Origin of the sequence: Frankia sp. BMG5.23, assembly GCF_000685765.2 — a bacterium.
Taxonomy (GTDB): domain Bacteria; phylum Actinomycetota; class Actinomycetes; order Frankiales; family Frankiaceae; genus Frankia; species Frankia casuarinae.
Genome location: NZ_JDWE01000046.1, coordinates 1 through 24,508, shown reverse-complemented (window position 1 = coordinate 24,508; position 24,508 = coordinate 1). Strand labels below are relative to the sequence as shown.

The 24,508-nt window shown below is 66.4% G+C and carries 23 protein-coding genes; 4 read left to right on the top strand and 19 right to left on the bottom strand.

The annotated features are described in order from the left end of the window. Positions 1–1,031: 1,031 nt before the first annotated feature. Together BMG523DRAFT_RS23425 and sigE are read right to left on the bottom strand one after the other, a co-directional pair. Positions 1,032–1,874: an anti-sigma factor gene (locus BMG523DRAFT_RS23425; protein WP_043591629.1), complete on the bottom strand. Its 843-nt coding sequence runs from the start codon at positions 1,872–1,874 to the stop codon at positions 1,032–1,034. Next, positions 1,871–2,707, bottom strand: a complete 837-nt coding sequence (sigE, locus tag BMG523DRAFT_RS17180) for an RNA polymerase sigma factor SigE (protein WP_076807554.1) — start codon at positions 2,705–2,707, stop codon at positions 1,871–1,873. Before sigE ends, BMG523DRAFT_RS23425 begins: the two co-directional genes overlap by 4 nt. A 138-nt stretch (positions 2,708–2,845) precedes the next feature. On the opposite strand from sigE, the gene BMG523DRAFT_RS17175 reads away from it, so the two are divergent. Both BMG523DRAFT_RS17175 and BMG523DRAFT_RS17170 read left to right on the top strand, forming a co-directional pair. Further along, complete coding sequence (locus tag BMG523DRAFT_RS17175; protein WP_011438208.1) at positions 2,846–3,499, top strand: O-methyltransferase; 654 nt, start codon at positions 2,846–2,848, stop codon at positions 3,497–3,499. A 152-nt stretch (positions 3,500–3,651) separates the two neighbouring features. Then, the gene (locus BMG523DRAFT_RS17170) at positions 3,652–4,401 is read left to right on the top strand and encodes a hypothetical protein (protein WP_043591628.1); all 750 of its coding nucleotides are present in this window, start codon (positions 3,652–3,654) and stop codon (positions 4,399–4,401) included. 93 nt (positions 4,402–4,494) lie between these two features. Here BMG523DRAFT_RS17170 and BMG523DRAFT_RS17165 read toward each other — a convergent pair whose 3' ends face one another. From BMG523DRAFT_RS17165 to BMG523DRAFT_RS17160, 3 genes are all read right to left on the bottom strand, one after another. After that, positions 4,495–6,264 (bottom strand): M17 family metallopeptidase, encoded by a 1,770-nt coding sequence (locus BMG523DRAFT_RS17165; protein WP_043591626.1) that lies wholly within the window; start codon positions 6,262–6,264, stop codon positions 4,495–4,497. 124 nt (positions 6,265–6,388) lie between these two features. Next, positions 6,389–6,556: a DUF3117 domain-containing protein gene (locus BMG523DRAFT_RS23420; protein WP_011438211.1), complete on the bottom strand. Its 168-nt coding sequence runs from the start codon at positions 6,554–6,556 to the stop codon at positions 6,389–6,391. Positions 6,557–6,778: 222 nt separating this feature from the next. Beyond that, a complete protein-coding gene (locus tag BMG523DRAFT_RS17160) occupies positions 6,779–7,141 on the bottom strand; it encodes a DivIVA domain-containing protein (protein ID WP_063579555.1) in 363 nt (120 codons plus the stop codon). Between BMG523DRAFT_RS17160 and BMG523DRAFT_RS26605 the strand changes: the two genes are divergently transcribed. Both BMG523DRAFT_RS26605 and folP read left to right on the top strand, forming a co-directional pair. Beyond that, complete coding sequence (locus tag BMG523DRAFT_RS26605; RefSeq protein WP_148214919.1) at positions 7,128–7,325, top strand: hypothetical protein; 198 nt, start codon at positions 7,128–7,130, stop codon at positions 7,323–7,325. The two genes, BMG523DRAFT_RS17160 and BMG523DRAFT_RS26605, sit on opposite strands and share 14 nt — an antisense overlap. 5 nt (positions 7,326–7,330) lie before the next feature. Beyond that, entirely contained in the window at positions 7,331–8,143 is an 813-nt protein-coding gene (gene folP / locus BMG523DRAFT_RS17155; RefSeq protein ID WP_011438213.1) for a dihydropteroate synthase, read from the top strand. 15 nt (positions 8,144–8,158) lie between these two features. On the opposite strand, the gene BMG523DRAFT_RS17150 is transcribed toward folP, so the two are convergent. The 14 genes from BMG523DRAFT_RS17150 to BMG523DRAFT_RS17085 all read right to left on the bottom strand — a co-directional run. After that, positions 8,159–8,764 (bottom strand): TIGR00730 family Rossman fold protein, encoded by a 606-nt coding sequence (locus tag BMG523DRAFT_RS17150; protein WP_011438214.1) that lies wholly within the window; start codon positions 8,762–8,764, stop codon positions 8,159–8,161. After that, entirely contained in the window at positions 8,761–9,537 is a 777-nt protein-coding gene (locus BMG523DRAFT_RS17145) for a TIGR00730 family Rossman fold protein (protein ID WP_011438215.1), read from the bottom strand. Before BMG523DRAFT_RS17145 ends, BMG523DRAFT_RS17150 begins: the two co-directional genes overlap by 4 nt. A gap of 285 nt (positions 9,538–9,822) precedes the next feature. Next, positions 9,823–10,470: a serine O-acetyltransferase gene (locus tag BMG523DRAFT_RS17140; RefSeq protein ID WP_011438216.1), complete on the bottom strand. Its 648-nt coding sequence runs from the start codon at positions 10,468–10,470 to the stop codon at positions 9,823–9,825. Positions 10,471–10,620: 150 nt separating this feature from the next. Continuing rightward, positions 10,621–11,373, bottom strand: coding sequence for a glycoside hydrolase family 16 protein (locus tag BMG523DRAFT_RS17135; RefSeq protein WP_023841754.1), 753 nt, complete (start codon positions 11,371–11,373; stop codon positions 10,621–10,623). A gap of 765 nt (positions 11,374–12,138) precedes the next feature. Next, positions 12,139–12,996, bottom strand: a complete 858-nt coding sequence (locus tag BMG523DRAFT_RS17130) for an NAD(P)-dependent oxidoreductase (protein WP_011438218.1) — start codon at positions 12,994–12,996, stop codon at positions 12,139–12,141. Next, on the bottom strand, positions 12,993–14,588 hold the full coding sequence (locus tag BMG523DRAFT_RS17125) for a 4Fe-4S ferredoxin (protein ID WP_011438219.1): 1,596 nt from the start codon (positions 14,586–14,588) through the stop codon (positions 12,993–12,995). The genes BMG523DRAFT_RS17130 and BMG523DRAFT_RS17125 overlap by 4 nt, the downstream gene beginning before the upstream one ends. Positions 14,589–14,645: 57 nt before the next feature. After that, entirely contained in the window at positions 14,646–15,620 is a 975-nt protein-coding gene (locus tag BMG523DRAFT_RS17120) for a glycosyltransferase family 2 protein (protein ID WP_023841752.1), read from the bottom strand. Between the two features lie 116 nt (positions 15,621–15,736). Continuing rightward, the gene (locus BMG523DRAFT_RS17115) at positions 15,737–17,134 is read right to left on the bottom strand and encodes a lipopolysaccharide biosynthesis protein (RefSeq protein WP_011438221.1); all 1,398 of its coding nucleotides are present in this window, start codon (positions 17,132–17,134) and stop codon (positions 15,737–15,739) included. Continuing rightward, entirely contained in the window at positions 17,121–18,221 is a 1,101-nt protein-coding gene (locus BMG523DRAFT_RS17110; RefSeq protein WP_235463206.1) for a glycosyltransferase family 4 protein, read from the bottom strand. The genes BMG523DRAFT_RS17115 and BMG523DRAFT_RS17110 overlap by 14 nt, the downstream gene beginning before the upstream one ends. Before the next feature lie 98 nt (positions 18,222–18,319). Next, positions 18,320–18,964 (bottom strand): hypothetical protein, encoded by a 645-nt coding sequence (locus BMG523DRAFT_RS17105; protein ID WP_011438223.1) that lies wholly within the window; start codon positions 18,962–18,964, stop codon positions 18,320–18,322. Next, complete coding sequence (locus BMG523DRAFT_RS17100) at positions 18,961–20,745, bottom strand: glycosyltransferase (protein ID WP_193359372.1); 1,785 nt, start codon at positions 20,743–20,745, stop codon at positions 18,961–18,963. Before BMG523DRAFT_RS17100 ends, BMG523DRAFT_RS17105 begins: the two co-directional genes overlap by 4 nt. 271 nt (positions 20,746–21,016) lie before the next feature. Beyond that, positions 21,017–22,234 carry a glycosyltransferase family 4 protein gene (locus BMG523DRAFT_RS17095; protein WP_023841750.1) on the bottom strand — a complete coding sequence of 406 codons (1,218 nt, stop codon included), beginning with the start codon at positions 22,232–22,234 and terminating at the stop codon, positions 21,017–21,019. Positions 22,235–22,442: 208 nt separating this feature from the next. After that, positions 22,443–23,258 (bottom strand): glycosyltransferase family 2 protein, encoded by an 816-nt coding sequence (locus BMG523DRAFT_RS17090; RefSeq protein ID WP_011438226.1) that lies wholly within the window; start codon positions 23,256–23,258, stop codon positions 22,443–22,445. A 994-nt stretch (positions 23,259–24,252) separates the two neighbouring features. Further along, positions 24,253–24,508, bottom strand: a 256-nt coding sequence (locus BMG523DRAFT_RS17085; protein ID WP_043591624.1) for a sugar transferase, incomplete at its 5' end; no start/stop codon positions are given.

Genomic DNA, 24,508 nt, shown 5'->3' with positions numbered 1-24,508 from the left:
GCACCCGATGGCCCCGCACCCGATGGCCCCGCACCCGATGGCCCCGCACCCGATGGAGTCCCCGGGGCCGGCTCAGGAGCGCGTGCCGCCGGGCTACCCGTGCCCGGCGTCCCGGCGGCCGTGGGTCGCCGCTCGGGCCGGGTCTCCTCCGCCGGCCCGGTCATCGCGGTGGTGGATGCCGTACGAGGCGATTGCGGACGGCGTGTCCCGGCCGCCGGTTCCGACCCGGACGGCTGCACGGGTCCCGACGGCTGCACGGGGACGACCACCCCGGGCTGTACCCGCGGCCCGGCACCGCCGGCCGTGGTGGGCCGGGGCGTGGCGGGAAGGCGGAGCCGACTGACGGGTATCGTCCCACCGGTCGAGGGGACGGTCGTCTCGTCGCGCGCCGCCGCGACCCGGCCACCGGCCTGATCGGTCCGCGGCTTGCCGTCGGTGGCGGAAGGCGCCGCGCCGGCGGCTCGCGGGACACCAGGGCGGGAAGGATCGGCGCGGTGGCCCGGGCCGGCGGGAACCGACCGCATCGTGGATGACCGCTCGAGACGTCGGGGCCGTACGGGCGGGTCGACCGGTTCCACGCTCGCGACAGGCACCTCGTTGTCGCTGACGTCCACACGTCCTCCCCGACTCGCTCGTCGCACGGCACGGCGGAACGCCGGCGACCGGTTCCGTCCTGGAAAGCACGCGCGACGCGTCCGAGCGGGTAACACGGTAAAGCCTCACATCAGGCCAGACGAGACCTCTCCTCCAGAACACCCAGAAAATGTCTTTCAGGTACCGGAAAGATGCGTCCCGCCGGTTTCCGGCGGCGACCGGGGCGGACAGCCGGACAAAGGCGACCAGCCAGGGCTTGGCGCCGGGAGACGGAGCAGGCGACACCCTGAAACTCACGGCCCCGACCGCCTCCCGGTACCCGGGACGGCCTACCCCGTCCGAATACCCCCGTTCAAACACCCCCGACCGGGTCGATGGGGAACGTGTTCGCCCGGGTCGGCCCGAATTCGCCCGAGTCGGCCCGAACGGGCGGACGATCAACGGCGCAAGGACACCCGGACCGGGGCGAACATCGGGGTGAGCCGGCTCGGGACGCCGTTCGCAACGCCCGGGGCGACGACCGAGGACACCGTCGGCACCGCGACGGGCCCCGGCGTCTGGGTACTCTCCTGGCCGTCGGCGATGGCGGCACCAGCGACGGCGAGCAGCATCAGCGCGGCGGATCCGAGGAGGGTTCGGCGCATGCTGGTCCGGGGGGTGGGACGACGGTGCGGGGCCGGCAGCCGCCGGCGCGGGGCGGGCGAAGCCGGCCGCCGCAGGTGCTGACGCGCGGGCCCCGGCGCGGGACGGCCCGCCTGACCCGGACCGCGCGCAGCCCCGCCGGTGGCTGCCGGCGCCGGTCGAGCGGCGGGCCTGGGCGAGGCGGGACGAGTGCCGGCGCCCGGGCGAGGATCGAAGGGGGGCTGTCGGAGCTCGACGGAACGCGGCAGCAGGGCCGGTACTGTCACCGTGAACGCCCCGGGAAGCCTGACCGGGTCGAGACGGGTAGGCCCCCGCCTGTCCGGCGCAGGACGGAACTGGGAGCGCTGGGATTGCGGGGAGCGCTGGGAGCGCGGGGAGCGCGGGGAGCGCGGGGACGAACCCGGCGGGGGCGCGGGCAGCGCGGTCAGACCGCCCAGGCTCAGCAGCCGGACCGCGAGGCCGCCAGGAAGATCCGGCCCATCGAGAGCAACCAGCCGTGCCTTGACCATCCGCAGGGCCGCCACCTCCCGCTGGCACTCCCCGCAGCGGGCAAGATGCGCGAGCGCGCGATCACGAGCGTCATGATCAAGCTGATGGTCGATGAGAGGCGAGATCCGATCGCCGAGATGCTCGGTCACGCCCGCCGCTCCCGCGGAGCACCACCCTTGCTCCCGGCGGCGACGGGCCCATGCCGTCCCCTGCTTCTGGGCCGCCCGTCGTCGCCTCGGTCCCGACGCGGTCTGGTCGTGTCCGGCGGCGCCACGTCCGCCTCGGCGAGCTCCGCCGCCACCGGCCCGACGGCGGGCTCCGCGGTGAGAAGGGCGTCGTCCGAGACCGTCACGGCGGCGGACAACGCGGCGCCGTCACCAGTACGTGGCGCGCGATCAGCCAGCGCCGCGCGCAACATCGCCCGACCGCGCGAGATCCGGCTGCGCACTGTGCCCAGTTTCACGCCCAACGTCTGAGCGATCTCTTCGTAGGAGAGCTGCTCGATGTCGCACAGCACGACGGCGGCCCGGAAGTCGGGCGGCAGAGCGGCGAGCGCGGCCTCGACGTCCGCGTCGAGATGAGCCTCGGCGTAGACCGCCTCCGGGCTCGCCTCGCGGCCGGCCAGCCGCTCGGTGTCCTCGGGCAGCGCATCGAACCGGATCTTCTGCTGGCGACGCATGCGGTCGAGGAAGAGATTGGTGGTGATCCGGTGCAGCCACCCCTCGAAGGTGCCGGGGGTGTAGTCCGCCAACGACCGGAACACCCGGACGAACACGTCCTGCGTCAGGTCCTCGGCGTCGTGGGCGTTACCGGTGAGGCGGTAGGCGAGGCGATAGACCCGGTTGCCGTGCTCACGGACCACGTCTTCCCAGGAAGGAGGAACCCAACCAGAAGCTTCTGCGGTGGCGGCGACGCCGGCGGCGTCCGAGCCCGCCCCGGGGTCCTGAGCAGCCACGGCCGCCTCTCGGTCGGTTCGCGTCAAACGTACCCGACGAGCCGGCCAGGGAGCGGCGAATCCCGCTGCGGACACCGATGTTTCTCCCCTCGATCCTCGACACGATGCGCGTTGACCAGATGAACGCGCGTCCTCGGTCTCCCGTTCCCGTAGGCTGAGGAAGTCATGCCGGACACTGACATCGGCGAACTCGAGTCCGCCGCCGCCTATGCCGAGGGCTTCCTGCTGGAAGACCCGATCCTTCGCGCTGCCCGCGCCCGAGCCGAGGAGGTCGGGATCGTCCCGGTCAGCCCGGGTACCGGCGCGGTCCTACGCTTCCTCGCCGCTGCCGTGGGCGCCCGCGCGGTGGTCGAGATCGGCACAGGTACCGGGGTCTCCGGTACCTGGCTGTTGCGCGGGATGCGGCCCGACGGAACCCTGACCACCATCGACGTCGAGGCCGAGCACCTTCGGCTGGCCCGGCGCACCTACGCCGACGCGGGGATGACCCCCGGGCGCAGCCGGCTGATCACCGGCCGCGCCCTCGACGTTCTCCCCCGGCTGACCGACGGCGCCTATGACCTCGTGTTCTGTGACGCGGACCGGCGTGAGGGCACCGAGTACCTCACCCAGGCCCTGCGGCTGCTGCGGCCGGGCGGCGTGGTGGCGTTCGCCAGCGTGCTGGCCTTGGCCCAGGGCCAGGCCACCGGCCCCGAGGCGGTGGCGGTCCGCGAACTTGCCACAGCTGTACGTGACGACGTGCGGCTTACCCAGATGCTCCTCACCACCGGCGGCGGCCTCCTGGTCGCCGTGGTCGCCAAGTCCTCCCCGGTCGGCTGACCGGCACCCCGGGCGGGTGACCGGCACCCCGGGCGAGGTGGCCGGTCCGCGGTAACACGATCGGGGCCGGCCGATCGTGCCGGTACCCGGTGGCTCCTCAGTGGGCGCGTAAGGTGCGCTTAAGCGTGACATTCCTACGCCTTGGGGAGTAAATGGCACCGGCCGCGCAGGAGTACCGGCGCTACGACGTCTACGACGACTACGGCGACTACGGCGACTACGACAGCCGGGCCAGGGACGCCTACGACAGCCGGGCCAGGGACGCCTACGACAGCCGCGCCGAGCCACCGCCCGCCCCACGTGAGAGCCTGCTGCCCTACATCACGTTCGTCCTCGTCGTGGCGGTCCTAGCCGGGATCGCCGGTTACACGCTGAACCGCCTGGTGGGACCGGCGCACGGCGCGCGCTCCGCCCACCCGTCCGCACCGGGCGCCACCCCCTCCCCGACGGCCGTGCCCACCCCGTCGGCCGTGCCCACCCCGTCGGCCGTGGGAGGCGGCCTCGCCGGCCTTACCGCCGAGCAGGTGGCGATCCGGCTGGCCGGCGCGGGCCTGCCGCTGCACACCACCGTCGTCTACAGCGCGGCCACCGACCCGGATCGTCTCCTGGGCCGGACGAACGGCTACACCAGCAGAATCGCCTTCAGCGATCCGCGGGTGGGCGTCAACGAGGTCTCCGGAAGCCCCGCGGGCGCGATCGAGCGCGGCGGCGCGATCGAGGTCTTCGCGGACGCGGCGAGCGCGCAGCAGCGGGCGACGAAGCTCCTCACCGTCACCGCCGACAACCCGCTCGTCACCGAGTACGTCTTCGTCCAGCGCACCGTGGTGCTCCGGGTCTCCCTGGTCCTCACCGCGGACATCGCCCGGGAATACGAGGCCGCGCTCCTGCGTCTCGCGGCCTGAGATCCCCTCGCGGCCCGGCAACATCCAGGACATCCAGGGGTATCGGGGTATCGGGGACGTCTGGAACATCCGGGAGTTCCGGGGGCTCTACACTCAGGCCGCCGGTGTCTGGGATGGCCCACTCGACAGCCAGGTCAGCAGGGTACGCACCCCCCACCCGGTGCCGCCCCGGCTGATCTCGCCGTCGTCGGCGTCCGACCGTGCGGTGCCCGCGATGTCCAGATGTGCCCAGGGCCGCCGGCCCGCGAACTCCCGCAGGAACAGCGCCGCGGTGATGGAACCGCCCCCGACGTCCAGCGCCCGGCCGATGTTGGCAAGGTCCGCCACCGGCGAGTCGATCGCCGCCCGGTACTCCTTCACCAACGGCAGCCGCCACACCCGTTCCCCGGCGCTGTCCGCCGCGGCGGACAGCGCCGCCGCCAGCCGGTCGTCCGAGCTGAACAGCCCGGCGGTGCGCCGGCCGAGCGCCACGGCGATCGCTCCGGTCAGCGTGGCGAGATCGACGATGACATCCGCGTCGAGCGCGCCCGCGGCGTAGGCGAGGCCGTCCGCCAGCACCAGGCGGCCCTCGGCGTCGGTGTTCAGTACCTCCACCGTGGTCCCGCCCCAGCAGGTGATGACGTCGCCGGGACGCATGGCAGTCGCACCGATCATGTTCTCCGCCAGACAGAGCAGGCCGGTGACGCGCCCGGGCACGTTCAACGCCGGCAACGCGGTCATCGCCCCGAGCACCGCCGCCGCGCCCGCCATGTCGGTCTTCATGCCGGCCATCGGGACGGCCGGCTTCAGGGAGAGCCCACCCGAGTCGAAGGTGATTCCCTTCCCGACCAGGACCCGGTGACCATCGGTGAAGCGGCCCGCCGGCGAACCATCCGGCTCCGCCGACCCGATGGATCCCGCCGACCCGATGGATCCCGCCGACCCGGTGGATCCCGCCGACCCGGTGGATCCCGCCAACCCGGTGGATCCCGCCAACCCGGCCTCGCCAGAAGTCCACGGTGGCCCGTGATATTCGAGTTTGACCAGGTAGGGCGGCCGCGGGGAACCCTCACCGACGGCGCACAACCCCCCGAAGCCCTGCGCCGAAAGATCGTCGGGGCCGAGCAGGGTCGTGTCGAGACCCGCCGACGCGGCGATGCGCACGGCACGGTTCGCCAGCCACTCGGGTGACTTCACCAGACTCGGCATGTTGACCAGATCGCGGGCGATGTACACCCCGGTGGCCACCGCCCGCGCGGCGCCGACCGCGGCCACCGCCCCGGGCTCGTCCGCCCGACCGGTGAGCACGATGACGTTGCCGGGCGCGCCGTTCTCCGGCCCGGGCCGGCCGGCCCGGTCGGGCACTCCAGCGGCCCGGTCGGGCACTCCAGCGGCCCGGTCGGGCACTCCAGCGGCCCGGTCGAGCACTCCAGCGGCCCGGTAGGCGCCTAGCGCCAGGCCTTCGGTGAAGGCCCGCAGGCCCGGATCGCCGGGCTCCGCCACCACCGCGAGCCGGTCCGGTGCCCCGGCGCGGCGGGCGAGCGCGGCGCCCGCGGCCCGCCAGTCACCCGGTTGACCGGCGCCGATGCCGACCACGAGCAGCCGGGTCGGCCGAGCCGTCCGGGCCAACGGCACCACCAGCACCGAACCCGCATCGCCGCGCAGGGACTCGGACTCGACCAGCAGCGCAAGATCCAGTCCGAGATCGGCGCCGACACCGCGGGCAGTTTCGTCGAACACGGGTCCGTTCTCGGACGACGCGAGGACCAGGGCGACGGTCGAGGGCTCGACGTCGGCGACGGTGGCGGACCGTAGGGTAACGCCGGGAGGAAGCCTGATGAGCCCGTCGATCGCCGGGCCTGACGCGGAATCAACGATGCTCATGCCGGCCTTCTCACCGGGACCGCCGGACTCACCGGGACCGCCGGACCACGACGGAACCCGGCTGCCGCGGGACGGACGCGAGGACGGCGCACGCGGACGGACACCCGGGCGGACGCACGGACGGTTAACTGACCGCGGTCTTCAGGGCATCCCCCAGCGCACTCGCCTCGTCGGCGGTGAGTTCCACGACGAGCCGACCGCCCCCCTCCAGCGGGACACGCATGACGATGCCGCGCCCCTCTTTGGTCACCTCGAGCGGACCGTCACCCGTCCGCGGCTTCATGGCCGCCATCGGTGCACCTCTTCCTGCCGTCGGACCTGCATCTGACGACGATTATCCCGTAGACCGGACCGCAAACCGAAACACGTCTCTGCGCGGCATCACAACAGTCGCCCGCCGCAACATCGAGAGGTGGGCGTCGATGTTGACGACAACGCCTGCGCGTGTCCCTGCATAGGCCAGATCGATCGGCTACCAACAGTCGACTGTGATGCCACAGACAGTCGGCGGCGATCACTCGTCGATCTGTGGCGAGCGAGTATCCCGATGCCCGTCCGGCGATGGCGCGGTGTCGACGCGCGCGAAGGCGGCCAGCCGGACCAGCTCCTCGTCCCGCCGGGCCAGCTCCTCGTCCCGCCAGGCCAGCTCGTCGGCGAGCCGAAGCAGGACGGCGTCGACCTCGGCCATCCGGTAACCACGCAGCGCCATCCCGAACCGCGTGCGGGCAACGTCACCGGCTGTCACCATGCCGGCAGGTAGTCCGGTAGGAGCGCCGTCCGGCGGCGCCGGGGCGAGCCGATCGAAGCGACCGACGGCCAGCGCGGCCACCGCGAAGACGACGGCGGCCACGATCACAATCTCGATGACGAGCACCACGCATCCGATCGTGCCACGGCCCGCCGATCGTGGTGATTCTGGCAGGCTGGCCCGGTGCATGCCGACACTGCCCACCCGGCCCCGCAACGACTGGATCCGCAACGACTGGATCCGCAACGACTGGATCCGCAACGACTGGGTCCGCTACGACTGGGTCCGCGGACCTTCGAGCCGACCGAGCTGATCGTGATGGCGATCGTCAACCGCACCCCGGACTCCTTCTTCGACCGCGGGGCGACATACGGTGCGGCCGAGGCCTTGGCTGCGGTCGACCGTGCGGTCGACGAGGGGGCGGGGATCATCGACATCGGCGGGGTGAAGGCCGCGCCCGGCGGCGAGGTGAGCGCGGCCGAGGAGCTGCGCCGTGTGGGTGGCTTCGTCGCCGAGGTCCGGGCCCGCCATCCCCGGCTGGTCATCAGCGTCGACACCTGGCGCGCGCAGGTCGGACGGGTCGTCGCGGGTGAGGGCGCCGACCTGCTCAACGATGCCTGGGGCGGGGTGGACCCGGCGCTCGCCGAGGTCGCGGCCGAGTTCGGCGTCGGTCTGGTCTGCACCCACGCCGGCCATCTGCCGCCACGCACCCGGCCGCACCGGATGGTCTACGACGATGTGGTCGCCGACATCGTCGCCACCACGGTGGGGCTCGCCGAGCGGGCGGTGTCGCTCGGGGTCCGGCCGGATGCGATCCTCGTCGATCCGGGGCACGACTTCGGCAAGAACAGCCGCCACTCCCTTGAGGCCACCCGCCGGCTGCCGGAACTGGTTGCTACCGGGTGGCCGGTGCTCGTCGCGCTGTCGAACAAGGACTTCGTCGGGGAGACCCTGGACACCGGCATCGACGAACGCCTGGAGGGCACGCTGGCCGCGACCGCGGTCAGCGCCTGGCTCGGGGCCCGGGTCTTCCGGGCGCACCAAGTGGCGGCGACGCGGCGGACGCTGCGGATGGTCGCGGCGATCCGGGGCGACGTCGACCTCGCCGTCGCTCGCCGCGGCCTCGCCTGAGGAACAGGAACGGGCTCAGTCGCCTTCGACGATCTCCCGCGGGGTCGGGGTCGGGGGCGGAGGGGAGGTGACGGTCGCCGCTGTCACGCCCGCCTCCAGGAAGTCCACCGCCTCGCCGATGCCGGTCGCCCAGCGGAGGGTGTCCCGGGCGCGCGGGCGGACGAACCCGCGGTCGACCATCTCGTCGACGAGGATCCGCAGGTGGGCGAAGACCCCGTCGGGGTCGAGGAGCACCACGGGCTTGGTGTGCATGCGCAGGACCCCGGCGACCCAGACCTCGAGCAGCTCCTCGAGGGTGCCCAGGCCCCCGGGCAGCGCCAGGAAGGCATCCGAGCGCGCGTCCATGAGCGCCTTACGCTCCCGCATGGTCTCCGTGACGATGATCTCGTCCGCGTCCAGGTCGCTGACCTCCATCGCGACCAGCGCCCGCGGAATCACGCCGACCGTGTAACCTCCGCTGGCCCGCACCGCCCGGGCGATCGCCCCCATGCACGACACCGAGCCTCCGCCGGAAACCAGGGTGTGGCCGCGCCGGGCGAGCTCGGTGCCGGTCTGGGCCGCCAGCAGGACGTACGAGGGGTCGATCAGCTCGGAGGACGCGCAGTACACGCAGACGTTCACGGAATATCCATACCTGCGGGCCGGGTGTGCCCGGCGGTTCCCTCCAGGATGATGCGCACGGCCTCGTGGATGTCGTCGGTGATCGAGAGGATCTGCAGGTCCCGCTCCTGGACCAGGCCGGCGGGCAGCAGGGTCGTCCGCATCCAGTCGACGAGTCCCGACCAGTACTCGGAGCCGATCAGCACCACCGGGAACCGGGTGACCTTGCCGGTCTGGACCAGGGTCAGCGCCTCGAACAGCTCGTCGAGCGTGCCGAACCCACCAGGGAGGATCACGAACGCTTCGGCGTACTTCACAAACATCGTCTTGCGGACGAAGAAGTAGCGGAAACTGACACCGAGGTCGACCCAGTCGTTGAGCCGCTGCTCGTAGGGAAGCTCGATGCCGAGGCCCACCGACAGGCCGCCGGCCTCCTGGGCCCCACGGTTCACCGCCTCCATCGCGCCCGGCCCCCCGCCGGTGATCACCGCGAAGCCGGCCTCGGCGAGCGCGGCGCCGAGCAGCCGGCCCTGCCCGTAGAACGGGCTGTCCGGGGGAATCCGGGCCGAGCCGAAGACGGTCACCGCCCGTGGCAGTTCGGCGAGCAGGCCGAAACCCTCGACGAACTCGCTCTGGATCCGCATGACCCGCCACGGGTCGGAATGGACGAACCCCGAGGGGCTGCGGGTGTCGAGCAGGCGCTGATCCGTGGTGGAGTGCTCCACCTGGCCACGCCGGGCAATGACTGGCCCACGGAACTGCTCCGGCGGCGGGATGCGGCGCTCGCGCCCCATCGCGATCCCCGTGTCGCTACCGGTCCCGGTCCCACCGCCTGCGGGAGCTCCCGGACGGGCCGAGGTTCCCGGATCGGCAGCGGGACCAGAAGCCCCAGAAGCCGTGGGACGTCCCACGGGCGGGTCGTCAGAAGAAGGCACGGCGCCCTCCTCCTCAGCAAGCGGCGGGGAGGGCGGCTCCGGGCTCAAGGACGGCGTCACCACGGCACCATAGGCCACGGCCCGACAGACACATCACGATGCCCGCACGGTAGTAGGACGACGGTGGACGAGGTCAGGGCGAGGCTATGGCGAGCTGACCAGGCCGAGCGACGCCCTTCTGGCCTCGTCCCGCACCATCCCGAAGTACTCGACATACTCGAAGGCGCCCCGGCTCGAGACCACGCGGGCAGGAGCACCCACCGCGACCGATCGAGCAGCAAGCGATCGGGTTACCACGGCATTGGCGCCCACCAGGGCGTCGTCTCCCACCTCAAGACGACCCAGGATCCTCGCTCCAGTCCCGATACTCACCCGATCGCCGATTGTCGGGCGACCGAACTTCTCGCCAGTACCACTCTTTCCTATCGTCACATCGTGTCCTACGTTGCAGTTCTCACCAATTTCACAGGCACCAATGATCACACCCCCAAAATGGGCGATAAAAAATCCCGGACCTATCCTGGCGGCGGGGGAGATCCAGATACCCGTCACGATCTGCGAAACCCGAGACAGAACGCGGTAGACAACCGTGCCCAAGAGCCGCCCTGCCGCCCCGGCTACGCCTTTCTGCGGACTTGCGACGAACGCACCGAACCGGTAGACGAGGATCGCCTGGAGGCCGGGGTTGTTCAGAACAGCAGCGATGCGACTGGCCCCGATCGAGCGGGGTCGACGGCCATCGTTGTCGTAGTAGACAAATCGGTCAATGTCCCGAAGAACAACATTCTTCAACGAACACTCCCCTGGCAAAAAATGGATGAGAAATGGTCGTCCACTGCCGGTAGATCGTTGATTTCAGCCGGCGGGTATAAGCCACTTCGCAGGGCACTGCCACAGTATCGTCGGGGCGCCAGCCGAAAAAATCTTGGAAGTCCGGCCTTTCTAAGGTCTGCCTGAATAGACACGCACATAGTCTACGAACAGCGTCTGCGGGAACGCGGAGGCCGGCGGAAGCGGGGGGCTCAGCTTCGCGCTGACGGCGACATCCATGATTATATAGAAGTCTTTGTTCCACAGCCAAACCGGCGTGTCCTTCGGCTCGAGATGGCGGATGAGAAGGCCGTCGAAATAGAAGTCGAGCCTGTTCGGCCCCCAGTCAAGAGCATAGTTATGATAGCGATCCGCAAGCGTGCCACCTGGGTAGACATAGTTCTTTCCCCGCCCCCACCAGCCGGCCTCCCAACGATTTCCAGAGCCATCCACTCCAACAATGTTGGTATGGACCGTGGCCGGCTCGTTTGCCGTCGCCTCGACGACATCGATCTCGCCGGAGCGAGGCCAGTCATAAATTCCGTTCGGCCCTAGGAGCCAGAGAGCAGGCAACGTCCCGGTACCGATCGGCAGCCGGGCCCGGAACTCGAAGTACCCATATCTCCAGGAGGCCTTACCGCGGGTCTCCACCCGGCCCGACGAGAAGTGAGTATCCCCACAGGTTTTTACGGGAGATTTCTCCGCAATCGCCGTCAGCTTGAGATGGCCCTTGCCGTCCAGGCCGACGTTACGGGGATCGGCCGTATAACAGGAGACGTCCGTCGGCCCCCATTTCCCCCCTTGCGTGATCAACCACCTGGCGGGATCAACCGAGGCGTTCGCCGGACCGTCAAATTCATCGGACCACAGCAGTCGCGGCTCCATCCCGTCATCCTCTCGCGGAGTCCGCGGACCATTCGGCGGAGAAACCTCTCCGGAGGATCGGGGACTAGAACCTGCCGAGGCGCCGGTCGCCGACGGTGGGCCGGATGGTAGCGCGGAGGAGGTCACCATGCCGCCAACGCCCGGACCAGCCACCGAAGGTCGAGGCGTGGCCTGCGGCGAACCAGATTCCCGTTTCGAGGTTCCACATCCCACGACCAGGCAGACGAGAAGAAGAGCGACCAGTCCTCCGCGTCGACTCAGTCTCCAACGCCTCACCCGAGGTTTCATCCACCACGCCCCACATCTTCCGCCGGCACGACCAGTTGACTCGACGGTAAGCCATCTCATTTTCCGCAGAAACTACCATCCGTCAGAGGAGGTGAGCAAATGGGGATCCCGCCGTCCTGGCGCAGGCATCATCCCACCACAAACCCGTAGGACACCCACAGCGACAACAAGAGAGCCATCGGTCGAGGAACGCCGCGGTCACCGGTCGATCGAAGCCTCGATTCGTGCATGCTACCGGGCTGATCATTAACCGTTACGGCTGCAGGGTGGTGACAGCGCCCTGGCCATACCAAGTGGGCAAGGAGCCTAGACGCCATTAGGCCGGCCGTTCCGCCTGCGGCGAATGGGTATCGCCGCAGCGTGGTTCGACGGAAGGTGACAGGCGATTCACAGCATGTGCTGATCGACTGGCGGGCGCGCGTCGCCACTCCGGGCCTCTGGCGTCAATACGAATCCGGCACGCCCTCCAGGTCCCACTCAGCGCGGGAACGGACGCAACGATACACCGAGTTCCTTGACACGCTCATAGTTCACCACCTGTGGGGCGGGGCGGACAAGACCGAGTATCGAATCCGAACGTACCGGCAGTGGTATCCGCATCGCCTCCAAGGCCACGAGAGAACCGTACAGCGCCTTCCACGGGACGGGGAGGAATCGTGGCGAACGACCCGCCTCGCCCGCAAACTTCGCAACGATGTGCCGGAAGGACACCGGCTCTGGATGCGCGACACCAAGCGGCACCGAAATTTGACTATCCTTGACCAGGATCGCAGCCACCACAGCAGCCAGATCTTCCTCCTCCACAGTGAACTGGTAGGGGTTCCCACTCGGAGCCGGACTCACCGGAAGGCGGGACAACCGGGTGAGCGTGGCGGCCATCCCCCCCGCCCTCCTTCCGTAGACCAGGCCCGGCCGCACTACCGAGGCGCCGAAGGCGAGGGCGTCGCGTTCGATGGCGAGTTTCGCCGTCCCATATAGTTGCGCCGTCCCCTCATAAGCCGACATCGACGAGATGACGACGACCTTCGGGACGAAATTCTGCGCCGTTTCCAGAAGAGCTCGAGTCGGGTGGATGTTTGCCGCCTGAATATCCGGCCAGCGCCGGGCTCTCATGTCGTAGGCACAATGCACAAGCGCATCCAGACCATCGAGAAGGCCGGGGGCGAGAGCTCGCCTGGAGTCATAGAAGCGCCATTCTTCCGTCAGGTCGGCTGGCGGCCGTCGAACCAGTTGCACGGTCGTCCAGCCATCCTTGCGTAGCGCGTCCTGGATCACGCCGCCCACATAACCCTGGGCACCGGTGATCCCCACGGTGCGCGTACCCGTATTCGTCACAACCCTCGCACCTCTGATCCTATTCGGTGTGCATTTGCCATGATCGTAAAAGTGAATGTCGTCGCCGCCACCGAAGGGAACACCGATGCGTCAACCAGGTGAATACGCCGCCACCCCCCTACCCGGCCAAGCATGTCACTTGTATGCCGGGTTCCCGAAACCCCGGAGGAATGCGGGAAGCTCCCACCCCAGTGGTAGCTCTTACCCGGCGCCGAACAGGAAACCATCGGCACCACCGGCCACAGATCGAGGAACGGGGCGGCGGTGACGAGCCGTCGCACCACCTTCCGGAGCAGCCCATTTCCGAGGACGCCGTCACGGGTACCGCTCAGGTGAATTTCCGGGAGATCCGCTTCACCAGCAGACGGGACAGCCTGAACCCGTAGCCGCGGAGAGGCCCACGACGGGAGATAACCCAGACCGACCGTAAGCCGCCGAAGAACCTCGTCACCAAGTACGGAGCCCCAACCGGACTGCAGGACCCGCGGAAGCGCCTCGGTGATCGCGGGATTATAGGGATAAAAGTGGATCTGTGATACATCGAGACCGACGTCATCCAGCACAACAATCATATTGAACTGGTTGAGAGTCATCTCCCCGTCCGCACGCGGATCAGGTGTCCGGCGCCGCGACAGCATGGGAACCGTGAACTGCGCAGATTCGGCGAGCTCGATCCGCTCATCGAACCAACGCAACGAGTTCAGAGCAATCCTCGTGCTGCCCAGGGCGCCCGCGGCGAGAAAGATCCGATCTCCTTCTAGCTCCTGGGTCTGGCCACTCACGGTCTCCCGGGCGAACAGACGGGCCCCGGACTCGGACTCCTCAACCCGGAATACCAGGAGTCCCGGCAGGTACTTGACCCGACCTTCGCTGATCAACTGGTCGAATGTCTGTGCGGAGGAATAGATCAGCCGGTAAGGACAGCCTGTCATACAGAGACCGCAGCGGACACACTCGCCACCCCGGAGGGCCAGGCGAGCCTTTCCGACGGTGATGCCGTCGCGGCGCAGCCGCTCCCGATGCCTACCGTAGTCACCAATAACCTGGCGGGTCCGCGGTGCCAGGGTCGGCAGCGGTCGTGGCTCCCGGAACAATGGAAACAACTCGGCCAGATCGTCGATCGCGCCGGACATCGGGACATGGTCAAGGATTCGGCGGTAATGCGGCTCCAACTCCTGGAGGGTGAAGGGCCAATGGCCGAAAGTCGCCTTGCTGAAGGGCATCAACTGCGAGCCCCACACATTACTGAAACCGCCGTACGCGCTGGAGACTACGGCCCGGTTCGCACCCACCATCGCACTCACCCCGCGGAGCTGCCCCTCGTCCCGGAAGGGGAAGTCGGATCCGTAGACCCGCTTCTCCGGAAGGGCCCGGCGCGAGGTGGGCACCGGCTGACGACTGATGATCTTAACCTGGTCGGAACGCCACTCGTCCGACTCTGAGCGACCGAGCTCGTCGACGATGTTGGCAGCTTCGGCCTCGAGCCGCGTCCCGATGTCCACGACCAGGATTTCCTGGGTCGGGTCCTCGGCCAGTGCCAGAGCCGCTCCCGCGGCAGCGGGACCCGATCCCACGATTATCGTCCGGGACATGTCACTTCCTTTTCCTGGCTACCGGATCGACCACAGCGGCGTACGTTCCCGGGAGAATCACCGACCGGCGCGGTACTGGTGAAAAGTGCCCACGAGGTATCCGCTGCCGGCCGCCGCGACCCCGGCCAGCATGGTGGCCGATCGCAACGCCCCGGAGAGTTCACCCGCACGGACCGCCCGGAGTTCCCGTGCCAGGCCACCACTCAACGTCTGCGCGACGAAACGCCGCTCGGCCGCCATGCTGGCCGCGCTTCCCATGCCTCGGAATGCGGCGACCTTGCCCTTGTTCACCGTGTAACAACGCTTCCAGAAGTACCGCCAGGTCAGCCTCTCCTTCGGCACGTGATGGTGGACCACTGCCGCCGGCTGATACATCACCTTCAGATGAGGCCAGCGGTCTGCCAGCCGATGGCACATATCCATGTCGTCATGGTTGTCGGAGTGGAATCCGTTGATCTCAGCCAGGGCGGAACGACGGACCGACATGGCGGCGCCGATCAGGCGTCGGGTCGGTGCGAGAGTCTTGGGCAGGCCCTCATAACTGCATCCAAAGACCCAGTCGAACTCGCCGGGAAACCAGCGAGGGCGAGGAACGGCGAAGTCCGGAAGCGGCGCGCCGCCGACCGCGACCACGTCGCGACGGCCGAAGACCGCTACGATCTCCGCCAGCCAGGAAGGGTCAGCGCGAGCATCATCATCGAGGAAGGCCAATATCTCACCCGCAGCGATTTCGGCTGCGGTGTTGCGAGCTGATCCCAGCCGTCCCGGATAGCGGTTCTCCACGACCACTACCCGGACATCCGCGTCTCGATCAGAGAATCTCTTGGCGGCCATCTGGAAAAGCTCTTCATTGTGGTCGATGCAGAGAATTATCTCTATCGGACGGTACTTCTGTGCGAGCAGGGAGTCGATCGCTCTGTTCAGCAGTTCCCATCTTTCGAGTGTGTATGCGCATACAATCGCACTCACCGTCGGTTCCGTCGTCGAATGCAAAACGCTTACCTTCCCCCTGATATCCCGGCATTCGTCCATGGGTCTCGCTCGTCGAATCTCCGGCGCCGAGTACAGGTCGTCAGTCGCTGTTCCGTCACCTCACGACCACCCCAAGACGCTTCTGGTCACCGCTCTGTTTCGGGTGCCATGCCAATTCATCCGGGTACCCGCTCGATGGCCACCGATGACGAACCAGACGTCTGCGGCCGGTCACGCCACACGTTCAGGAGGACCGGCGCTACGACGACCGCCTCGATGAAGACGGCGGTGACCCAGCCGACGCATAGACCCGTCGTCCCAAACATGCGGCCCCCCCCGAAGGCCAACGCGATCTCAAGAACCGTTCCGCAGGCAATCACCCTGGCCGCCGCGGCCATGCGGCCCTGTACCCGACGAAGAGTCACATAGTGATCCTTGACGACCAACGATATCGTGGCAAGGATGAGAATCCGGAAGGCGGCGACGGACCTACCATCGGTGTAGGCTTCTCCGAACGGCAGCAGAATCAGACTCGTGACGGATGCCGCGAGTGCGCAGAGCGTCACGCTGATCAGGAGCCCGAGCGGGATTGTCAGGCGCATCTTGGCACGCGCCTCCTCTTCGGCGCGGCCCGTGTGCGCAAGCAGGGCCGTCGGCAGTGCATAAGGAACAACGAAGAGAAAGGAAGCGGCCAGCCGAGCGGTCGAGAATCGAGCGGTGTCCGCCGGTGTCGTCGTCAGGGCGGCGATTACAGGAAGAATCAGAGTCGGCACGGTCAGCGCGAGGCTCAGCACGTAATTGCCGGCTATCTCACCCTTGATCGCCTTCAGCTCGGCGATCCCGGTCTGCCGTTCCGCTCGTCTGGAGTTTCGATAGGGTGGTCGCCTGAAGTACTTGTAGCAAACCGGGAGGGAGACGACCGACGCAATAAGCCAGGTGGCGTAGAGGTCCATGCCGGTGCGCAGGCCCACGATGACAAAGGCAACGAGCAGACCTGCTCTGACGATTGCGGCGAGCAGATTCCGAACAAGCTGGATCGCCCCACTCGCCGCCCGGAGGATCGCGTAGTCGAGAGTGGTGGTCACCGTAAATGCGGCCACTCCCAGACTGAAGGCAGCTATACTGCCTGGACTGCTACCGATTGGCTGCAGAGTGGTCGAGAGCCAGCGGGTACAGAACGCCCACAACAGGCCGAGTAGCAGCCCGGCCACCGTGACCAGCGCCATGCAGGCGCGGACCAGAGTCAGGCGGCGGTCCTCCGGCAGGTCGGGAAGATGCACCATGAGAAGCGTCCCGAGCCCCAGCATTCCGATCGTGCCGAGGACCGTCATCGAGGACACCGCCGCCGCGCCCACCCCAACGGCGTCGATGGAGAGCGTTCTCGCCGCGACCGACCAGAACACAGCTCCAAGTAAAGACGTTCCGAGCTGGGTGCCGAGTAGGGAGCTCACGATCGTCAACAGGCGCGCGAAACCGGCACCGGAAGCCTTCTGCACGGATTCGCTCGGGACGATACCGCTCCCGGCTGGCGTCTGGCGCCTTAAGAAGATCGTCTCCTCATCAGACCGACTCACGATAAATCCTCGCCAAGGCTTCCGCGCAGCCGTCCCAGGTCGGCAGGGTGGAGATTTCGGGAGTCGGCCTCGTCTCGCTCGGTGAGTCCCCAGCGCTGGCGAGCAGGTAGATGCCCAGCGTCTTCGCCACGAGTTGTTCATCGGCCGGATCCGCAACGCTCTGCGCGAGCCCTGCCGCAGCCAGCTCTCCCAGTCCGGCAGTGGGCGCCACCACCACCGGCCTACCCAGGGCCACGGCTTCCATGACCGCGACCGGATGAGCCTCATACTCGCTAAGCAGGGCCACGACACCCGCTCTCGCGATACAGTCAGACATTGCCTGCCGGTCCTCCGGTGGGATCGAGGTGAAACTCACCCGGTCCACCACACCCAGCCGGTCAGCCAGGCGCCTCAACTCCGGCTCATCAGGGCCCCGCCCCACCAGCATCAGCCGTACGTCAGGAACTAGAGTAATCAGACTCGGCAGAGCGCGGACAAGGTGCCGCTGTCCCTTGTACTTCTCCAACCGGCCGACGCAGACGACAAGCGGCTCACTCGTATCGGGTTTGACATGGCCACTCGGTGGAACGATGGACACTCCGTTCGGGACGACCGAGATCCGGTCTGCAGCGACCCCGGCTTGGCGCATGAAGATGTGGGACTCGAACTCCGCGACGCAGATGACGCGGCGGGCGTTCCTGATCAGTGGCCCGAGCAGGCCCCACTGTACTCGGCGCGCCGTGTTCCGGACCTGCGAGGAATGACCGCCGGTATGCGGTGAGACAATATACGGAATACCCCTCAGGCGAGCCGCCGCCATCGCCACCGGCGGCACGAGATTGTGAATTCCCTGACAATGAACAAGATCATAAGAACCGAATCCGACCACTTTGGCAACGGCCGGCGCCAAATAATAGTCTTTCTCTTGCGGCCACGCCGCGACCCGGTGCACCACCGTTCCCGCGACATTCTCCCTGCTGGGAAGCTTGCCGCTGCGGTCGGTCGTCAATATCTCCACGGTAATGTCACTAGTAGCGTTGAGTCGACGACTCGTCTCGTAGACATGCGTCTCGGTACCACCCATGTCCGGGAAGAATCGTGCCGCCACCTGGAGCACCCTCAGTGCCGTCCCCATTTCCCCCTCCTCAGGTCGACCCATCCTTCCGGGACCGGCTGTCCCGGGGTTCAAGCGCACGTCACCCGCGCCTAATCCTCGATCTCAGTGGAACGGACCACGTAACTACCGACCATCAGTTGAACCGTTGCGACGCGCGGGTCCCCGACATCACGAAGATCAACATAGAGCCGGACGTCATCGTCCCCAAAAAGACGACGAGTCCATACCGACCCGTCATCCCGTACTATCTGTAATATAAAAGACCGCTCATCCTGGTAGCCACGCACCACCTCGATTTCCACCTTGCCGTCGATACTGCGCGCGGCGATTGCTGTGACCGGTCGCCGCGCTACCGATCCCGACTGCCAGGAAAGCGCGATCGCCCCGCAGAACACAGCGACGACAATCGCCAAGAACAGCGCGCTGGACGGTTTCGGCATCGGGATCATGACCAGCCTTGCCGGTCTCCACGGTGCACCAGCCCGGAGAAGAAGTGCCACCACTACGGCAAGAAAAATGTCGTAGCCCACTGCGTGGGTGGCTAACCCCAAAGCGGAGAGAGCGAGAGAGACGAACATCAGGATGCACACGACTGCCAGCGCCGCGCAGGTATGCACATAGAAGCCGGTTAGCTGAGGCCGGCGTTGTAAAACCAGCCAGCGGATCCCCTGATACACGAAGGCGATTAGCGAAGTTCCCACGAGCCCCTCGAGCACGAGGATCAAGACTCTCATCGGCCGGCCCGGACAGCCGAGGTCGAGTCTTCCCAGAGGCCCGAGACGTCATAGATACGGACGGCTCCGTTGTCGTAGATCCGCCGCGATCCAGGCGTGATATCGAACTTGCCGAGTTCTGCATGGGTGAGACGCGTCCCCTTCGGGGCCTCACCATTCACCACGTAGTACGTCTCATGCGGCAACCCCTCGGCCAGCCGCTGATCGATCACATAATACCGTATCTGACCTCTCCGGAGCAGATCCCGCGCCTGGGCATGGAAGGACGGCGCGAAAAGGATCTGTCCGGTGTTCCCACCTCCAGGTACACCGATCACCAAATACTGATTTCCGGTGGCAGCCAAAAGCGCCCCTAGCTCCCGGTCCGCGGCAAAGTGGGCGCCGTCGGGAAGATTCCGGGCCGCCCACTGCGCCGCGGCGTTGGCGGAGCTATCGATGGAACGGCCGTCGGCAACGACGAGGTAGGGGCCCGGTATGCGGTTCCAATCGAGTCCAGAGCCCATCAGGGTGCCCCCCATGAAGGCTATGGTGCCGAAAAGGGCCACCACCCACCGCAGCGGCCTCCGATGGTTCTCGATATACCAGCCAATCGAGTATGCGGTGATGATCGACAACCCGATGAAGATGAAGGTCGATAGACGTACGGATATCTCCGCCGCCTTCGGGGCGATCGTGGCCACCAGGGCGATCGGATACAGGAGTTGTAGCAATCGAAGCGACCGCAGCACCGCACCCGCACGTCCGTCCGCCGCAGGTCTCCTCCGGAATGGGCCCAACGGCATGAGTGTCGCCATCCAGATAAGCAGCGAGAGCACAATGAGAACAGTTTCCCAGCGCGGGTTCCTGGTGCCACTCGAATCTGTCGAAATTTTTCTCGTCTCACCGGTCCCGCTCGCGATTCCCGTCAACTGGAAAACGGCATCGTGAAAAACTGGACCGAGATATCGGTTGAGCAGCGGACCACTGACAATCGCCCAAGACGCGACCAGGACAAGGTCCGCCACTGTGATACCCAGGAATATGGTAGCGGTGCGGCGGTCCCGTCGGGTAAACGCGGCGACCGTCACCATTCCCAATATGGCGACGAACACCCAGCTCGTGGCATGGTGCGAGAAGGTGAGAGCCAGCGCCGCGCCCGCCGCCAAGACGGTTTCAGTGCGGCCCGCCGCCTCGTTCGTAACCAGCATGAGAAGCAGAACACCGAGAGCCACGGCTAGCGTCTGATACGAGTACTGCGCGTTGAAGAAGAAGAACTGCGGGCTACAGCTGTAGATACCGACAGCAATACCCGCGGCGTGGGCGGAACGAGTCACCTGCTCGGCGAGAAGGAACAGGCCGGCGATCAGCAGACCCCGAGAGAGCACGATGACAAGAAAGGCGGAGAGCTGTGGTGGCAGACGGGTGATCTGTGCCACCGCGTTGGTGACCACCTCGAGTCCAGGGAAGCGCGGGCTGACCGGCAAGCCAGAGTTAGCCGTGAAGAGACGACCCGTTTCCCGGATGTCATGCAAGGTCCGGATATGGAGCATCTCGTCAAAGCGGACGAACTGGTGGATCTGGAGTATCAGATACGCCAGCAGGAGGCCCATGCCCAACAACAAACAATCCGTTATTCTCGCCCGCCGAGATGTTGCCGGATCCAAGAGCCCCAGACCGGCCGGAACGAAGATCAGGAGCAGGCCAATCCAGTAGAGCAGGAGGCCCGTGCCACTCTCACCCTGGCGCCCGAGTACGTAGCTACCAGAGACGGCCAGCAGTCCCACCGCGGTGGCTGCCGCCACCGGTAGCGTCTCCCTACAGTACCTCTCGGAATCAGCGCGTAAAAGTAACCCGCCACGATCGCGGTAGTGCAGATCGGTCAACAAACTCGCACTCAGCCCAGCGGATACCACTCTCCGGGTCGCCTCCGGCCCCCGGCCTCGCCCGGTGCGTGCGGTACGAAGATTCCGGGGTATGAGAGTCGTCTCCTCCTCATGGAGGCGGTAGGCCGGCATTCCGCCGACCGAGGATGAGTCGAGTTTCTCGACTGGTGAGGCCTCGTTCCTCCGACGGTCAACGAAGCGATGCACGGACGACCTCGCGATAGACCTCCTCGATACGTGGCACCACCCGACTCGCGGTGAATTCTTTCGCACGCTCCTTCGCGGCAGTGCCCATGCGCGCCCGCCTAGTACCATCCGCCAGGAGATGCTCGATCGCGTCGTGGAGAGCCACCGGGTCGGCCGGGGGGACCAGGACTCCCTCCCGACCGCCAGTGATCATATCGGCGATACCTCCCATCGGCGTGGAGATTACTGGTGTCCCGGACGCCATAGCCTCGAGGACAACGGTCGGACAGGGATCATGCCAGGTAGATGGCAGAACAGCGAAGCTGGCGTGAGCGAAGGCACGCATGATCTCAGCATGAGCTCGCGGCTCGCTCAGAATCACCCCGGGCGGAAAATAGCTCGGTGAATCTGCCGTCCGACGGCCGACAACGAGCAGCGGCGGACGATGATCCGGAAGCCTCTCGTAAGCCCCGAGTAGTGCCCCTATCCCTTTGTCCAGGCTCAGATCACCGACGAAAACCAGGTAGCCATCGGAGACGAGCCCGTCCGGCGGTCCGCCAGGCTCCGCGCCGATGAGCTCGTCGGGGATAAAGTTCGGGACGACCTCATAGGGAATCCGCCCACTGTCCAGCCGGTTGAGCCGGGCCACGGCGTTGCTCACCGCAAGGTATCGGTCGACGGCCCTGTCGCGCCGTCGTGTGCCACCGCGGTTAGCCGCGAAGGTCAAGGGCCCCACCACCCCGGAGTAGTGGTTTCTGGTGCATCGTATGCATCGTGACAGTGCTGGGCCGGAGCACACCAGCTCCCCCATAAACATCATCCGCTTAGTGGCACAGACATGGCTGTAGTCATGCAGGGTGACGACGATCGGGACGTCGAGGTACCTGCGCAGCGGCAGCGCACTGTTCACGATCCAGTTGTGCGCATGGATAACGTCGGGCTTCACCTCACGCACGATCCTGGCGATCGCCGCTGCTACTAGCGGATCTGGCACCGGCGGCGCATAGACCCGGTCGGTCGTGTAAAGCAATGGAAGACCTGCGGTTGTCGGCCGCACTAGACGCACGTCCAAGCCATCCCGCTTCTCGGCCGCCGCCCGAGGGCCAAAAGTTATCACCGTGACGTCGTGGCGTTCAGCCAGTTGCTTTCCGAGATTGAGGACATGACGTTCCTCCCCACCGACGATCGGCGGAAAGAACTGTGCCAGCAGAATTACCTTCACGATGATCGCGGTCCGGACCCCCGAGGCGGGACTCTTGACGGTTTGGGTGAAGTCATAAGAGGCGGTCTCGGTTCATGTCGTGGTAGGACCGCCTCATGGGTAGGGGAACTATCAGGCTTCTGATACATCGAAATTTGACCATCCGCCACACCGGCGGAACCGCTCCGCACGGCCCATACTCGGGAACAATCGTCCCGGCACAGGGACATCAGGCCGTTTCTTCGAAAGCGGGTAGGGCGCTCACCGTTTCGGCACCCCGCTGGATTGGAAGCGGATCGGTCCTAGGATAGATCGCCAATTCAGCCTTCTCGCTCGACGCGGAAGACTCGACGAAAATCGTGCGCAACACCCGGAAACCATCCGAGAATGCGTTCAGGTTACTGACCCCATGCAGGCGTGGATGTTCAAAACTCGGGACCTCCGCTATGCGAAGTCCAGCCCGCACGGCCCGCATGTTGATCAACGTCTCGATCTCGAATCCGTCCCCCCACTGCTTTTGGGGTCCGGCACCGCCTGTGTCCAAGTCGAAGATGGGGACGACCCGTCGCCAAAAAGCGTTGTAACCGTAGCAGAGGTCGGTGAAGTCCGAGCCAATGAGCATGTTGACCAGGAAGTTCAGGAGACGGTTCCCGAGGCGACGGAGACGAGTGATGTCGGCGCTTCCGCCGTTCGCGACGAAACGCGAGCCCTTGGCAAAGTCAGCACCCGCTTCGAGCGCATTAACGAACGCAGGAATCTCGCTCGGGTCGGCTGAGCCGTCGGCATCGAGCATGACAATGATGTCACCACTTGCCTGGGCGAACCCACAGGCCAGAGCGTTTCCCTTGCCACGGCGATTCTGGTGTGTCACGACTATATCCGGCCGAACACGACGAGCGACTTCGACGGTTCCGTCGGTCGAGTGGCCGTCAACCAGAATTATTTCAGCATCGCCCGGTAGTCGAGCGAGAACATGTGGTAGATTTTTTGCTTCGTTGAGAGTCGGGACGATGATACTGACAGTCGGCGAAATACGGCCTCGCATAAGAGGTCCCCCCGATTTCGATATACTACTGAATTTGGAGTCTTCTCACGCTTCTCGTGCACTAGCGACAGCAAAGCCTGACGGAAATCTGCGGCAATCAGGAATGGACGGAGCAGGTCGCTAGAAGAGACTGCGAGACAGGACTCGATCAGCGTCCGCTCAGCGAAGCAAAGACTCAACTACCACCCCCGCGACGGCTTGCCACTTCTTTACGAAAAAAATTAAGCTGAGCGCCTCACTTCGCCCCCGATCTCAAAGCGTGCCTCACCTCGCCAAGAAGCGCCGTCGCGTGCGGTAAGTGTACCAGGTAACCTTCTACAGGTTACCCCTATGGGCGTCGCCAACAGAGTGTGCACTGCAACACTATACGAAGACACACCGGATCACCGCTCCGCCCCCCTGGATCGCTACTCTCTGTAGGACTCAACTCCCGTTCACCCTCCCGCCGACACCGCGGCACCAGCATTCGAGACGGCCATCGGTGTCTTCATTTTGCTGCCACGACCCTCCACCGCAAGCAAGAAGTTGATGGGGGAGACGGCCAGAGATGGGCCCACGATCTGCTTCGCAGAGCATCCTTTGATGCATCTCCGCTCGGCCAGCGAGATAGAGCCGCCGAGCCAGGTGGGTCTCAGGCCAGGCGCAACAACGCGTCGTCGATCCGGTTAGAGTCCGACACGTCTCCCCGATCGACGGTGGGTCACACAGCTCCTCGCGCGCCCGACACCAATCGTCAGATCGCCCGGCATGCTGAGCTACCGGTCGTTGACGGGTTCCGGCTGGCAGGCTGCACGAGTCCTTGCCTGGGGCAGGACGGGACAAGCCAAAGTGATCATTTTCGGCAAACATCCCGGGACCCGCGGTCCCAAATACTCCCCGAAGGCCCCGGCCAACCGTCCCGGGAGGATCCCGTTCGGGATCCTCCCGGGAGAGAACCCGGACGACACCCAAGATCGCGAATCACGTCAGAGTACTGCCACTACGTGAGGAAGGCTCAGTACGCACCCTCGCGGCGCAGGACCGCGAACACGGTGCGCCAGAGGATGTAGAAGTCGAGGGGGAGCGACCAGTTCTGCACGTACCGCAGATCCAACCGCACCGACTCGTCCCATTCGAGGTCCGACCGGCCGCTGATCTGCCACAGGCCGGTCAGCCCCGGCTTCACCATCAGCCGGCGGTGCACGTCGTCCTCGTAGCGGGCGACCTCCGACGGCAGCGGCGGACGCGGCCCCACCAGCGACATCGTGCCG